Below are 14,496 nucleotides of genomic sequence, written 5' to 3'. Positions count from 1 at the left end.
GCTGACCTCAGCGTGCAGGGCGCGAAGGCTCGGAGATGCCTTCGAGCGCCTGCCCGGCCTGCTCTTCGCCGGCCTTGGTCGCCACGTCGCCGAGCGACAGCATTCCGACCAGGTGCTTCTCGCGGTCGACGACCGGCATGCGGCGCACCTGTGCCTCCCGCATCGCCTCGGCGGCCTCGTCGACCGACTGGTCCTCGAAGCACCAGCATGCGTCCTGCGTCATCACCTGGGACAAGGGCGTGTCGTGCGCCACGCGGTCTTCGGCCACGGCACGCAGCACGATGTCGCGGTCCGTGACCATGCCCAACAGCTGCTGGCCATCGCAGACCGGGATCGCGCCCACGTCCATCTCCTTCATCGCCTGCGCCGCCTTGAGGATGGACTCCGTCGGTGGCAAGGTGTGCACTCCGCGCGTCATCACTTCTGAAACCTGGGTCATGGCATTGCTCCTACTGAGTGGAAACGACATCTTCAAGCGGGCAAGCACCATTCCGCGCACACGTCGAAGCGCGTCATCTGCGCCAAGGCCGTCATCACGGTGGAGGTGAACCACAGGTCGCGGCGAACCCACCCGCCGTGGCAATACTTGCTGCTCAGCTTTCAGAAATTGCACCGCCGCCGAACCAGGTGATCGCATGCCACGCGTGGCTTCAGGCGCCGGCCGGCCACAAGGAATCGACCAGCGACAGCACTTCTTTGGGGCCCAGCTGCGCCATGAACGAATCGTCGTGCTCGCACCGCGTCCCGATGTTGAAGCGGCCGCAACGCGGGCAATGGAGCTGCCACGAGACTGCCACCGCATGCCGCAGCGTGCTCATGGGTACATAGGGAGCGAGATTGCAGATCCAGTACAGCGTGACGCTCGGCACGTCGAGCGCCCGCGCGAGGTGAGCCGGCCCGGTGTCGTTGGCGACCACCAGGCGTGCACGCTCGAGCAGCCCCAACAGGCCACCGAGCGACAGCACGCCGGCCAGGTCGAGGCAAGGCTCTCGCATGGCTGCGCGCACGGCCGCAAGGCGAGGCGCCTCGTCCTGCGTGCCGTTGAGCACCACCCGTGCACCGCGGCGTGCACACACGTCTCCCACCTGGGCGAAGGCCTCGGCCGGCCAGGCGCGACGCGGGTCGGTGCAACCCGGCTGCAACACGACCAGTGGGCGTTCATCGGCCGGCGCCAACGCATGATCCGCCTCGTGGCGGTCGGCCGGCGTGACGGCGAGCCGCGGCTCCACGTCGCAGCCTTGTGCGCCGACGAGCGACACCGCCTCGAGCAGGCGCAACACTTCGGGGTGCAGCAAGCGGTAAGGCAGGTTGCGGTCGAGCGGTGGTGCATCGGCGGCCTGCAGACCCGCTGTCACGCGTGCGCCGAGCCGCTGCATGAAGGCATTGCTGTGGCGCCCGCCACCGTGCAGCTGCAAGGCGATGTCGAAGCGGCGTGATTGCAGGCCGGCAACGCATGTCTCGGCCTCGCCGTGATCGTGCGCGCTGCTCTCGCGCGGCGAGCCGAGGTGGATCGCCGTGGGCAGCACGATCACCTCGTCCACCGGCGACGGTCGGCCACGCAAGAATTCGGCATGCCAGCTGCGCCCGAGCAGGCTGATCTGGGCCGCAGGGTAAGCGCAGCGCAGCGCCGTGAGTGCCGGCAGGCACACCACCAGGTCACCCACCGCGTTGGCGCGCAACACCGCGATGCGCTTCACCTCGGCCACGCGCTCCCCTCGCCCTGGGTACAGCCCGCCGGAGCCCCAGCGCGCCGTGTCGAGTGCGCCGTCAGCCGGCACAGGCATCGCTCCTGATGCCGGCGGGTTCGCACGCACCACGCGCATCGAGCACTTTGGGCATGTCGACGCGGCGGTTGGCTACCGGCACCAAGCTCTTCTCGGCGGGCTGCTCAGTGCTTGCCGTTGCCATACAGATAGGGGTTGAGCGAGGGGTCGTTGTACATCTTGAACTGGCGGTAGAGGCGAAAGCCGCACGTGCCATCGCGCAGACCGTCGAGCAGCCGCTGCAGGCACTGCAGCAGGTCGCTGCGCTGGGCCTGCAGGCACTCGAGCTTGGCGCGGCAGCACTCTTGGTGATCGGCAGAGACGTCGTCACGCTCTGCCTGCAGGCGCATGTGATGCAGCTTCAGCGCGTTGATAGACAGGCGGTCGATGACCGAGCCGGCGGTCTCGCTGTTGATCCAGGCGCCAGGGCACAGGGGCTCACTGCTTGCGAGCAGGCGCTCGTCGATGGCTTCTACCGCGTCGTTTCGCCGCTGGTTGTAGCGGTCGATCGCGCGCTTGTTGGCCACGATCTCAGCGTCGGACGCATCGGCGCGGCGCGCCTGGTCTTCTTGCTCCCACAGCAGGCTGTTCCACATGTGGTTCGCCACCACCGGCGCCAGCGCCGAGCCGTCGTCCCCGAGGATCTCGCCTGTACTTCCCGTCAACGGAACGCGCTGCAAGGCATCTACCTGCGCGCTGGTCCTGAGAGCGACCGGCGGATGCAAGGCACCACCAGTCACAACCAGACGGCGAGAGGGCTGACTCTGCGCATTCACGGGGGCACTCCTCATGTCGATAGAGGTCGACATGGCAAGCGCCGTACCGCCACCGCGCAGAGGCTCAAGCCCGCAGTGCTACCCCTGACGCGTCATCTGCGACCCCTCAAACCCGAGCACACGAGCCGTGTTCGCGCAGGTACGTTTCTGCACGTCCTGCTGCAAAAGACGTGAGACGCGGAACAGGCCTAGAACACGAGCTGCCCGAGAAAGACCCCGAACACCAGCACGATGAGGAAGATCACGAGAGCGATGACGAACAAGACCTTCGCGATCGACCTCGCTCCCGAAGCAACGCCACTGAAGCCAAAAAAGCCGGCGATCAGCGAGACGATGAAAAAGATGATGGCCCACTTCAGCATGTGATGACTCCTTGTTGGTTTGATGCTTGTGCATGCGGTGTTCTCGGAGCTTCTACGCTTGCTCCGAGAACAGAATCTACATGCCGACGACTCTGCTCAGCCGCACTGCCCCACGTAACCGCACGCGGTGCAGAAGTCGCAGCCGTCCTTGTGGATCACGTTGGGGTTGCCGCATTCGGGGCACACCTTGCCGCTGAGCATCGGTGATGGAGCGGTGTCGGCCGGCGTCTCGAGCACGCCCATGTCCCGCACAGGGAAGCCCTCTTCGGTCAGCACGCCCAGCATCGCGTAGCGGTGGATGATGAGTCGCGCGAGGTAGGCCACGGTCGAGGGCCAGGTCTGCTGCCGGCGCTCACCGTGCGGCAGGCCCGGCACGAAGGCCATGAAGTGGCCGAGGGGCTCGGCGTAGTTGAGCAGCTTGCGCAGCTTCATGCCGATCCAGGCGGGGTCGATCACCCGCATGTCGAGCGAGAGCACACGGGCCAGGCCATCGAGCGCGCGCGGGTAGTTGCCGGAGAAGCCTACGGCGCAGGGGCGCGTCACGGGCGAGCCATCGGGGCCGGGCAGCGTCACCTCCTTCAGCGTGAGGGTGAAGGCTTCGTCGGTCGCGGGGTTGCTCACGTCGACCGCCCAGGCCAGCGTGCCCGAGGGGCCGGTGTGCGGCTCGTCTCGGGCGAACATGGCATCGATCACCGGCGTGGGCGCGGCGCGGCTCGCCGGGGCCGACGCATGCGGCAAGGCCTTGAGTTGTTCGCAGCGCCAGCGGATCACGGCGGCGGTGGCGGCCACCACGCCCGGGAACAGGCGGCGCTCGCCGTCGGGCGGGAACGGCATCTCGAATGCGCGCTCTTCGGCCACGGTGGCCATTGCATCGAGCTTGAGCTGCAGCCAGGCCGGGTCGTCGGCGCGCAGGTCCATCGACAAGGTCTTGGCCAATGCGCCCAGGCCGCGCGGCTGCTCGGCACCGTTGACCCACACCTCGAACGGCTTGGGCGAGCCGCCCTCGGTGGCCAGCTCGCCGACGAAGAGCGCGAACTCGCCGAAGGGATGGTGGATCATGAAGGTCCACGCCGCGTTGCCGCCCGGCAGCTCGGGGCGGCCGGGCCAGCGCAGCGATGACAGCACCGGCGCCGGCAGGCGCTCGAGCGCGAGGCGCTGGTTGGCGTCGTTGAGTTTCATCACCGTGGCGGCGTTCGTGGTGGTGGCAGCCGGCGTCGTGCTCAGCACCGAGCCGAGCACGGCGTTGGGCCGGTAGGTCGCCAGGCCCTTCAAGCCGGACTCCCAGGCTTGCAAGTAGAGGTTCTGAAAGTCTGCATACGGGTAGTCGGCCGGCACGTTCACCGTCTTCGAGATGGCGGTGTCGATGCACGGGCCGACCGCTGCCACCATGGCCTCGTGGTCGAGCGAGCTCATCTCCAGCGCGGTGACGAAGGCTGGCGTGAGCGGCGCCTGCTCGCCCTTCAGGTGGCGGTACAGCCGCCAAGCGTGGTCTTCGACGGCGTACTCCTTGAAGCTGCCGTCGGGCATGCGCTTCTTGCGGGTGTAGCTCCAGCTGAAGGCGGGTTCGATGCCGTTGCTGGCGTTGTCGGCAAAGGCCAGGCTGATGGTGCCGGTGGGTGCGATCGACAGCAGGTGCGAGTTGCGCAAGCCTTGTGCGCGGATGCGCTCGCGCAGGCGCTGCGGCAGGCGCGACGCGAAGGTGCCGCTGCTGAGCAGCAGGTCGGCGTTGAACAGCGGGAAGGCCCCGCGCTCCTGTGCCAGATCGGCCGAGGCCTCGTAGGCCGCGTCGCGCAGCAGCTCGGAAATGCGCCGTGCCATCGCGCGGGCCTCGGGCGTGTCGTAGCGCAGGTTGAGCATGATGAGCGCGTCGCCCAGGCCGGTGAAGCCCAGGCCGACGCGCCGCTTGTTGCGCGCCTCGTCGTGCTGCTGCGGCAGCGGCCACACCGTCACTTCGATCACGTTGTCGAGCATGCGCACCGCCGTGCGGGCCACCTCGGCGAACATCGCTTCGTCGAAGCGCGAATGCGGCTCGAATGGGTTGCTGATGAAGCGCGTGAGGTCGATCGAGCCGAGGCAGCAGCAGCCGTAAGGCGGCAACGGTTGCTCACCGCACGGGTTGGTGCTCGCGATGGTCTCGCAGTACGACAGGTTGTTGTCACGGTTGATCGCGTCGAGAAACAGCACGCCGGGCTCGGCGTGGTCGTAGGTCGACCGCATGATCTGGTGCCACAGCTCGCGTGCCTTCAGCTTGCGGTAGACCCACACGGGTCCGCGCGCATAAGCACCGGCGGCCTTCTGCGCCACGCCCGGCTCGGCGCGGTGGACGAGCTCGATCTCGGTGTCGGCCTTCACGGCTTGCATGAACGCGTCGGTCACGCCGACCGAGATGTTGAAGTTCTTCAGGTCGCCTTCGTCCTTGGCGTGGATGAATTCCTCGACGTCGGGGTGGTCGCAGCGCAGCACGCCCATCTGCGCGCCGCGGCGTGCGCCGGCGCTCTCCACCGTCTCGCACGATCGGTCGAACACCCGCATGTAGCTCACCGGCCCCGAGGCGCTGCTTTGCGTGCTGCCCACCCAGGCGCCGCGCGGGCGGATGCGCGAGAAGTCGTATCCCACCCCGCCGCCGCGGCGCATGGTTTCGGCCGCTTCGGTCAGCGCGACGTAAATGCCGGGGTGGCCGTCTTCCGGCTTGGCGATCGAGTCGCCCACCGGTTGCACGAAGCAGTTGATCAGCGTGGCCGACATGTCGGTGCCGGCGGCCGACTGAATCCGCCCTGCCGGCACGAAGCCCTGGCGCAGCGCCTGCGCAAAACGCGCTTCCCATAGCGCGCGCTCGGCGGGTGGCTCGGCCTGCGCCAGCGCCCGCGCGACGCGCTCGTTCACCGCCTCGGCGGTACGCTCGCCGCCTTTGGCGTACTTCTCGAGCAGCACCTCGCGGCTGATGGCCTGGCCGGGCAGATTGGCGACGGTGTGATTTGCGGCTTCGCGTGTGTCTTGCATGGGCGCACTCCTGGCAGCCACTGTGGCGCAAGGGGGCACGCATCGCGAATGCTGCAGCGCAAGACCCCACCCCGGAGGCAGGGACTCGCGCTTTTTGCTGCGCTGCCGCAGCGGCCCGACGAATCAATCCCCGGGGCGTTGCGGCAGGAAGGTCTCGATCTGCGCCACGAAGCGCGCCGGCTCGATCGGCTTGGAGAAGTAGCCGTCGAAGCCCGCCAGCCCCGACTCATGCGCGCTGCCCGGTGCCGAGGTGTCGGTAACCGCCACGATCGGCGTCTGCGCGCAGGCGGCGTCCAGCTTCAGCTGCTCCAGCACGCCGAAGCCTTGAAGCGCCGGCTCGTGCAGGTCGCAGATGATGAGGTGCGGCCGCTCGCGCCGCGCCGCCAGGAGCCCGGCCCGGCAGTCGGTCGCCACGAGCACGCGGTGCCCTCCACGCTCGAGCAGAAGCTGCGCGATTTCGAGGTTGGTTGCTTCGTCTTCAATGATCAGGATTCGTGCCATGCGGGTTTTCTCGTACCCGATTGGAGCACCCAGAGCGGGTTGGCACACCTGTCAAACCTCTCAGGTTGGGAAGCGGTTCACGGCAAGAGACCCGCGTCGCATCAGGGCGCTTGATGCGAGGCTTGGCAGGGCCTATGTTCTGGGGTCGGGCGAGCCCGTCCCAGCGAAGCGTTCAGCCCGAACAAGAGAGCACTTAAAAGCACTCACGCTGTGGAGACAAGCATGACTAGCGGAAGCCGTGACACGCCGCCCGGGCAAGGCGCGCCTGACCTGATCCTGATGGCCTTGTTTCAAAGCCGCTTGCGCGAGAGATCGCTGCACCTCGGCCAGGTGATCCAGCTGCAACGAAAACGGCTGTCGGCCTACGGGCGCGACAAGCAGGATGATCAGGACGAACGGGACGCCATGCGCGCCCGCCTTCGCATCGCCGAGCAATCTCTTGCTGCAGTGCAAGAAGCCGAGGCCCGGCTCGGCCTGGGCCGCTATGGTTTTTGCGACATCTGCCAGGAACCGATCGGCTGGGACGAGCTGCTGCAATCGCCTGAACAAACCACCTGCAAGAACTGCTGTGGCGAGGAAAAAGGCAGCAGCGGCCTGCAGAACTGACACCTCACCGGGCCAGGAATTCAGGAGTTCAGTTCTGGCCCATCAGGTAGCGGATGAGCTTGCCGCTGTCGGCCGGCGGCATCTGCAGGATCACCGAGTACATGTCGATGCTGATCGAGCAGAGCTTGTCGCGGTCCACCCCGGGTGCCTGCGGGTTCTGCAGCAAGGCCAGGTCGCCGCCGTACCGGCCGTGCAGCGCAGCAACCACCGGCTGCAGCTTGGGCGCGACGTCGGTCTGCTGCGGTACCGCTTGCGGCGACAGCGTGGAGCTGCGCACCACCTGGCTCAACGCAGCAGAGTCGGCCTCGATGGTGTTGGCTGACACGTAACGCGTGAGATCGAGTCGCTTGTCGGGCCCGCCGAAGAGAAAGCGGTAGCACAGATCGCCGCTCTGGCGCCTGAGTTCGCCCATCTCCTGCACCATGACCCGCATGTACTCGGTGGCCGCTTCGTCGGACGCCACCGGCAGGCGCTTTTGCACCAGCGTCGTCATCTCGTTGCGCATGGACTCGACGAGTTCAGTCTTGTCGCGGCCTTTCATGAGTCCGTCACGCAGCCCAGACATCATGCGTTCGTAGGTCTGCGGGTCGTGCTTCTTCAAGGCAGCGAAGGTCGCATTGCCGGCGAGTGAATCGTCGAGCCGACTCGCGTCATAACGAGCCTGGAGCGCGGGAGTTACGAACTGTTGCGCAAGCGCGAAAAGCGCCGCTGCCAGCACCAGCCAGGCCGCTGCGAGCATCGATTTAAGCTGCGTCCGTTTGCCCATGGCCGGCACGATGACACCCGCGGCCAACGCCCCGCAAACGACTGCAACCACCACGCTGATCCAACCCATGCTTTCCCCTGTTCAAAAGGCCCGAGGCCCCGTTGTCTCGCCATTTGCGGCGACGCGCAGTGGACCCGTCCCGCAAGCCTGCGTCAAGAACGCAATGCGTTGGGATGCTGCTACGCTCGCGGCTCGAAAACTCAGGGTGTACCCGCATCCCGGTAGTTAGGGATGTGAGCGGTACCCGGTTTGAATCAACAATAGCGCCCGGCAAGCAGCACACGCCTTGCTTGTACGAATTGATGCATCAACACATCGACAAGAGGTACTTCCATGAGCCAGATGTTGCCTTATGCGACGGCTTCCATCGGAGCCTCCTCCGTGGCACCGCGAAGCCACCTCGCCGATGAGCCCGCACGCATGATGTCCAAACTCCTCATCGTCGACGACCACGCATTGGTTCGCGTAGGCATCGTGACCAGCCTCGAAGCGGTCGAGAACGCGAACCTCCAGCTCTTCGAAGCCAGCACGCTGACCGACGCGATCAGCCTGTATCGCAGCGAACCCGACATCGCGCTCGTGCTGCTCGATCTCAACATGCCCGACTGCAAGGGCCTGCAAGGCCTGAAGCAGTTTCTCGAAGCCTTTCCGCAAGCGCGCGTGGCCGTCATCAGCGGCACGCAAGACGAATTCGTGATCGGCCAGGTGCGCGCGCTCGGCGCCGTTGGCTACGTCACCAAGGGGCAGGCTCCGCGCGCCATGTGCGACACGGTGATGGGCCTTCTGGCCGCGGCGCAAGGCAGCGCGAACGGCGGGTTCCCGCGCTTCCCGAGTTCATCGCGCTACGACCGTGTGGCCGAGCTTGGCCCGCGCCACCTCGAGATTCTCGAACTCGTGCTCTCGGGCTGCTCGAACCAGGAGATCAGCACAGCCACCGGCTTGTCTCTCGGCACCATCAAGAACTACGTGTCGACCATTCTGCTGGCGCTCGACGTCAAGTCCCGCTCGCACCTGATCAGCCTGTTCAGGTAGCTCCAGAGCCCAGTGGCTTTTCAGCTTTCGCCTTCCACCGCCGCCGGTCTCGCCGACGCACCCACCGAAGAAGGGCCTGAGCGCAGGCGCGAAAGAACGCGCGCTTCGCAGCTGATGCAGTTGTTCCGCTACGGCTACGCGGAGCTGGGCGTGTCGTTCGCACTCGCCCTGGTGTGTTGGGTGTCATTCGCCATCTGGTGGTCGCCGGGGCCGAGCGTTTGGATCTGGGCCGCGCTGGTTCACGGTGCGCAAGCGCTGCACGGGCTGCTGATCTGGTCTTTCAAGCGCCAAGGTCGCGCGGCGTTGGCGCAGGCGGCGCAATGGCTACGGCGCTACCTGGTCGTGGTGCTGCTGATGTCGCTGAGCTGGGGCGTGGCGCCCGGCCTGCTGCTCGTGTATCTAGGCGTCGTACCGACGGTGCCGCTGGTGCTGCTCATGTTCGCGCTCGCCGCCGCCGGTGCGCACCTGGTGTCGGCACACCGTTGGGCCATCTACCTGTGGCTGCTGCCGTTGCTCGCGCCGTTGACGGCCTACATGGTGTACCTCGGCATTCCGCTCACGCTCACCATCGCGCCGCTGGCCGCGGTGTTTCTGCTGACCTGCGCCTTCTTCGCCAGCGCGCGCCACCGGCTGCTGATGAAGGAGTTGCAGACCAAGCTCGACAACGACGCGCTGGTGCACGCGCTGCGCCAGCAGGTGTTTCTCGTGGAGCGGGCCAACCGGGAGAAGAGCCGTTTTCTCGCATCTGCCAGCCACGATTTGCGCCAGCCGATGCATGCGCTGGGCCTCTTCACCGCCACGCTGGAAAAACGCCTCGCCGACACGCCGCTGCAGCCGCTGGTGAAGAACATGATCCGCTCCATCGACGCGCTGGAGCAGTCCTTCACCTCGATGCTCGACATCTCCAAGCTCGACGCCGGCGTGATCGAGCCCAACCTGCAGTCCTTCCCCATCCGCGATCTGTTCCGCGTGCTGCACATGCACTGCGCCGGGCAGGCCGAAGAGCTCGGCCTCGGGCTGCGCTTCAAGGCCGGCGGCAAGATCGTGATGAGCGACCCGCACTTGCTCGAGCGGGTGCTGAGCAACCTGATCCACAACGCCATCCGCTACACGCCCGAAGGCGGCATCGTGGTCGTGGSGCGCACGCGCGCCAACGCCGTCAGCATCGAGGTGTGGGACACCGGCATCGGCATCTCCGAAGACGAGCTGCCCAAGGTGTTCGACGAGTTCTACCAAGTCGGCAACCCGGGCCGTGACCGCTCGCGCGGCCTGGGCATGGGCCTGGCCATCGTCAAGCGCCTGGTGCTGCTGATGGGCCACCAGCTCGAGGTGCTGTCGACGCCCGGGCGCGGCACGGTGTTTCGTATCCTGATCAAGGCGACCGAGTTCGACGAACTGGACAACCTCGTCGTTGCGGCCGACACCGTGCCCTCGCCCATCGACTCGAGCCGCACGCTGCTGCTCATCGACGACGAAGAAAGCATCCGCGTCGGCATGAGCGACCTTCTGCAGACCTGGGGCTACCAAGTGCTCACGGCCGCCACCATCCACGAGGCCTGTACCGAGGTGCGGCGCCATGCGGGTGTGATCGACATCGTGGTCTCCGACCTGCGCCTCGCGAACGATGAAGACGGCATCGACGCCATCGAACGCGTGCGCGCCGTCTACGGCGCCCCGCTGCCGGCGCTGCTGATCACCGGCGACACCTCGCCCGACGAAGTCAAGCGTGTGCACAGCAGCGGACACCAGGTCTTGTTCAAGCCGGTGCGAACACGCGAGCTTTACGCCGTGCTGCGCAGCGTGCCGTAGATGCCGACGTCAAGCAGACGCGATTTCAGAATGCTTAAGGGCCGAGCGAGTCACCTTCGTCACTTGTGAAGCGATGATCGCCTTGTCATCGTTCGGCCCTGTAGTTCGACATGAAGGGAAAGTCCGTGCGGGTCTTCCATAGAGCGGTTCTCGCCGGCACCTGCGCGGTGCTCTTTTCCCTCAGCATGCCGTCGTTGGCCCAGGACGCCCTGGCGCCGGCCAGCGCGGTGGCACGCGATGCCCTCGCCCGCCACCGTGATGCAGACGGCCTGCTCGCCCTCAGCGCCGAAGGACGCGCGCTGTACGAGCGTGATGTGATCAAGCTCGACGGCTATGGCTACTGCGGCCGCTCGATTGCGCTGGCCGAGCAAGGTGAATTCCGCCAGAGCATCCGGGCGGCGAGCAAAGCCCTGCACGTGGGCAACACCACCGACAACGAAGACCTGCGCTCGCTCGCGCAGCGTGACCTCGCCATCGCGTACAACTATGCCGGCCTGCTCGACGAAGCCGAGCGCTTCGCCCAAGGCGCGCTCGCGCTCAAGCCCAAGCAGCCGCAGCAAGCCCACGCGCCGGCCCACAAGGTGCTGGGCGACGTGGCTGTTCGTCGCGGCCGCTACGGTGACGCGGCCGACGCCTACAAGCGCAGCCTCGAACTCGCAAGCGAGCGCTTTCGCCCGCTGGTGCTGGTGTCGCTGGCCAATGCCTACACCGCCGCAGGCCGCCCAAGCGAAGCCTTGCAGCAACTCGACCTGCTGCCGAAGGGCGAGGCAGCCAAGCTCGGCGGTTTCTATGGGAGAAGCCGCGCCAATGCGCTGCTCGCCGCGGGCCTGAACGATCAGGCCTTGGTCTTGTTTAAGCAGATCGCAAACGACAGCACCTCTGCCGACGCCGGCTACAACCGCCTGTGGGCCAATGAAGGCATCGGCCGCGTCGAATTGAAGCGCGGGGACCAGCCTGCTGCGCTCAAGGCGTACCTTGAAACCGTGCGCCTGGCCGACAGCCTGCGCGGCAAGTTCCAGAGCGAAGAATTCAAGACCGGCCTGTTCGGCAACATCCAGAAAGTCTTCGACACCGCGCTCGACCTGAGCATCGGCGCGCGTGACTTCGAGGCCGCGTGGACGCTCTCCGAAGCGTCACGTTCGCGGCAACTGCTCGACTCCATCCGCGACCGCGCGGCAGACACGCTGGCCGAACACCGCGTGACGCTCGCAGAGCTGCAGAAGACGCTGGCTTCCGGCGAGGCGGTGCTGCAGTTCCATGTGCTGGAGAACCGCAGCATCGTCTGGCTGATCACCCGCGCCGGCATGTCGGCCTCGGTGATCAACCAGGGCCAGGCCGGCCTCGCTGCGCTGGTCGAGAACTTCCGCAGCAGCGTGATCGAGCGCCGCCGAGACACCAGCACGCTGGCCGTGGCACTCAACAAGGTGCTGCTGGCCGACATGGACCTCACGCCGGTGCTGCGGCTCTTCGTGGTGCCGCACGGCCCGCTGCACTACCTGCCCTTCCAGGCGCTGAACGATGGCCGCAGCTACCTGATCGAGCGCACTGCCCTCACGGTCTGGCCTTCGTCGGCCGTGGGTGCACGCCTGCTGGCGCGCGGCAATGCGCCCGCACCGGCGCTGCTTGGCTTCGGCAACCCCAGCACCGACAAGAACGTGCCGCTGCCGGGTGCCGAGCGCGAGGTGCAGCAGGTGGCCCGCCTCTTCAGGAACAGCGAGGTCTTCGTCCAGCGCGAAGCCACCAAGGAGCGTTTCAAGGCCGGTGCCGGCCAGGCCAACATGGTTCACGTGGCCGCGCACGCCGAGCTGGACGATGCCGACCCGCTGTTCTCGCGCATCCTGTTCGCGGCCAGCAGCACCGAGCCGGGCCTGCTCGAAGCGCGCGAGATCTACACGCTCGACCTGCGCGGCGTGCGCCTCATCACGCTGTCGGCTTGCGAGAGCGGACTCGGCCGCGTGGCGCGCGGTGACGAGATCATCGGCTTCACGCGCTCGCTGCTCTCGGCCGGAGCAAACAGCATCGTTGCCTCGCTCTGGCCGGTCGCCGACGACTCCACCGACCTGCTGATGGGCCGGCTCTACCGCGAGCTGGCCGCCGGGCGCGACCTGATGGCCAGCATGCAGCTCGCCCAGCTCGAGGTGCAGAAGAACCGGCGCTTCGCCCACCCCTTCTTCTGGGCACCGTTCAACGTGATCGGCAACGGCCGGCTGTTGATCGCAGGCGGCGAGGCGGCGCGATGAGCGGCCAAGGACACGACATGAATCCCCTCCGATCGATCTGCCTGTCACTTGCCACGCTCGCGGCTCTTGCATCGGCGGCCCATGCACAGACGCAGCCGCTTCGCAACTCACCGCCGGCGCCTGCCGCATCGGGCGTTGTCGGCAGCATGAGCAGCAGCACCACCGACGGCAAGTTCCTGCTGAAGGAAGTTCGTTTCGGCGCGACGCGCCTGGTGTCGCCCGCCGAGCTGCAGGCCCTGGTAAAGCCCTTCGTCGGCCGCGAGATCGACGCCGCCGAGCTGACCGTCATCGCCACCGCCGTGCGGCGAGCCTACGAAGAGCGCGGTCTCGGCATGGCCGGCGTCGGCTACCCGCCGCAAGACCTGACGCAAGGCGTGCTGCAGATCGCCATCGTCGAACCGCAGGTCGAGCGCGTGATCATCGAAGCCTCGCCCAAGCCGCCGGTGTCAGAGGCGCGCGTGGCCAGGGTACTCGACAACGCCGGCGTACGCGCCGGCGAGCCGCTCGATCTTGAAATGCTCGACCGCGCGCTCTTCACGCTGAACGATTGGCCAGGCGTAGCCGCCAAAGCCACGCTGCTGCCCACCGGCGACGAAGGCAAGTACCGCGTCAGCGTGCAGACCGAAGCACGCCGGCCCTGGGACGCGAGCATCGATTTCGACAACCACGGCTCGTCGGTCAGCGGCCGTTATCGGCTCGGCACCTTGCTGCGCTGGAACAATCCGAGCGGCATCGGCGACAACCTCGACCTGCGGCTGCTCGTCTCCAACGGCGCGGGCACGACAGTCGGCCGGCTCGGCTACGAGGCACCAATCGGCGCCTCGGCCTGGCGCGGCGGCCTCGGTTATTCGCGCGTGGGCTACGAGTTGGGCGAGCAGTTCGAAGACGCCGGCTTCACCGGCAAGGCCGACGTGTTCGACGCCTCGCTGTCCTACCCGTTCCTGCGCAGCCGTGACGGCAACCTGGTGGGCCGCATGGCGGTGATGAACAAGAAGCTCACCGACGACATCGCCGACGTCGCATCGTCCAAGAAAACCATTCGCGCAGCCGAATTCACGCTGGCCTTCGAGTCGCGCAGCACCGTGTTCGGCGGCGGCTACAACGGCGGCAACCTCGGCGTGCAGTTCGGCAAGCTGAGCGACGACTCCGCCACCCCGCCGACCGACACCACGCCGCTCGGCAACTTCACCAAGGTGACCGCGCAGGCCACGCGGCTGCAGTCGCTGACGCGCACGCTGGCGCTCTTCGTCGGCGGCGCGGGTCAGTGGGCGAACAAGAATCTCGACAACGCAGAGAAGTTCACCTTGGGTGGCGACAAAGGCGTGCGCGCCTACCCTGCGGCCGAAGGTTCCAGCGACGTGGGCGCCATCATCAACACCGAGCTGCGCTACTGGATCAGCCCGCTGTGGACCACCTACACCTTCTTCGACTGGGGCTACGGGCGCATCCGCAAGACACCCGATGCGCTCACCGGTGACAACACCCGAACCCTCCACGGCTACGGCCTCGGAGTGCAATACACCGACCCCGACCTCTTCACGCTGAAAGCCAGCGTGGGCATCCGCGGCAACGATGCGGTGCAGTCCGAAAACGAGAACCCGAAGGCTCGTTTGCTGGTGCAGATCCAACATTCGTTCTAGG

The 14,496-nt window shown here is 66.8% G+C and carries 12 protein-coding genes; 5 read left to right on the top strand and 7 right to left on the bottom strand.

Translation table 11 applies throughout. The features are described from left to right. Positions 1-7: 7 nt before the first annotated feature. The 6 genes from AC1DYS_RS13380 to AC1DYS_RS13355 form a co-directional block, all read right to left on the bottom strand. A complete protein-coding gene (locus AC1DYS_RS13380; RefSeq protein WP_477899834.1) occupies positions 8-439 on the bottom strand; it encodes a CBS domain-containing protein in 432 nt (143 codons plus the stop codon). A 211-nt stretch (positions 440-650) separates the two neighbouring features. Beyond that, positions 651-1,784, bottom strand: a complete 1,134-nt coding sequence (locus AC1DYS_RS13375; protein ID WP_477899832.1) for a glycosyltransferase family 9 protein — start codon at positions 1,782-1,784, stop codon at positions 651-653. A gap of 104 nt (positions 1,785-1,888) precedes the next feature. After that, positions 1,889-2,539 (bottom strand): DUF4254 domain-containing protein, encoded by a 651-nt coding sequence (locus tag AC1DYS_RS13370; RefSeq protein WP_477899830.1) that lies wholly within the window; start codon positions 2,537-2,539, stop codon positions 1,889-1,891. A 188-nt stretch (positions 2,540-2,727) separates the two neighbouring features. Beyond that, the gene (locus AC1DYS_RS13365; RefSeq protein WP_047495600.1) at positions 2,728-2,901 is read right to left on the bottom strand and encodes a DUF1328 domain-containing protein; all 174 of its coding nucleotides are present in this window, start codon (positions 2,899-2,901) and stop codon (positions 2,728-2,730) included. Between the two features lie 96 nt (positions 2,902-2,997). Next, positions 2,998-5,901, bottom strand: coding sequence for an adenosylcobalamin-dependent ribonucleoside-diphosphate reductase (locus AC1DYS_RS13360; protein WP_477899827.1), 2,904 nt, complete (start codon positions 5,899-5,901; stop codon positions 2,998-3,000). A gap of 123 nt (positions 5,902-6,024) precedes the next feature. After that, complete coding sequence (locus AC1DYS_RS13355) at positions 6,025-6,402, bottom strand: response regulator (RefSeq protein WP_477899825.1); 378 nt, start codon at positions 6,400-6,402, stop codon at positions 6,025-6,027. A 285-nt stretch (positions 6,403-6,687) separates the two neighbouring features. On the opposite strand from AC1DYS_RS13355, the gene AC1DYS_RS13350 reads away from it, so the two are divergent. Beyond that, complete coding sequence (locus AC1DYS_RS13350) at positions 6,688-7,008, top strand: hypothetical protein (protein WP_477899823.1); 321 nt, start codon at positions 6,688-6,690, stop codon at positions 7,006-7,008. A 28-nt stretch (positions 7,009-7,036) separates the two neighbouring features. Here AC1DYS_RS13350 and AC1DYS_RS13345 read toward each other — a convergent pair whose 3' ends face one another. Then, positions 7,037-7,843 carry a hypothetical protein gene (locus AC1DYS_RS13345; RefSeq protein WP_477899821.1) on the bottom strand — a complete coding sequence of 269 codons (807 nt, stop codon included), beginning with the start codon at positions 7,841-7,843 and terminating at the stop codon, positions 7,037-7,039. A gap of 351 nt (positions 7,844-8,194) precedes the next feature. On the opposite strand from AC1DYS_RS13345, the gene AC1DYS_RS13340 reads away from it, so the two are divergent. The 4 genes from AC1DYS_RS13340 to AC1DYS_RS13325 all read left to right on the top strand — a co-directional run bounded on the left by AC1DYS_RS13340 (position 8,195) and on the right by AC1DYS_RS13325 (position 14,495). After that, complete coding sequence (locus tag AC1DYS_RS13340; protein ID WP_477899819.1) at positions 8,195-8,806, top strand: response regulator; 612 nt, start codon at positions 8,195-8,197, stop codon at positions 8,804-8,806. 114 nt (positions 8,807-8,920) lie between these two features. Further along, positions 8,921-10,615 (top strand): sensor histidine kinase, encoded by a 1,695-nt coding sequence (locus tag AC1DYS_RS13335; protein ID WP_477899817.1) that lies wholly within the window; start codon positions 8,921-8,923, stop codon positions 10,613-10,615. Between the two features lie 110 nt (positions 10,616-10,725). Continuing rightward, a complete protein-coding gene (locus AC1DYS_RS13330; RefSeq protein ID WP_477899815.1) occupies positions 10,726-12,855 on the top strand; it encodes a CHAT domain-containing protein in 2,130 nt (709 codons plus the stop codon). A 17-nt stretch (positions 12,856-12,872) separates the two neighbouring features. After that, a complete protein-coding gene (locus AC1DYS_RS13325; RefSeq protein ID WP_477899813.1) occupies positions 12,873-14,495 on the top strand; it encodes a ShlB/FhaC/HecB family hemolysin secretion/activation protein in 1,623 nt (540 codons plus the stop codon). The last annotated feature ends 1 nt before the right edge of the window (position 14,496 follow it).

The sequence above is a fragment of the Rhizobacter sp. P2_G4 genome (assembly GCF_056403575.1).
This window is presented reverse-complemented; position numbering and strand designations above follow the sequence as displayed.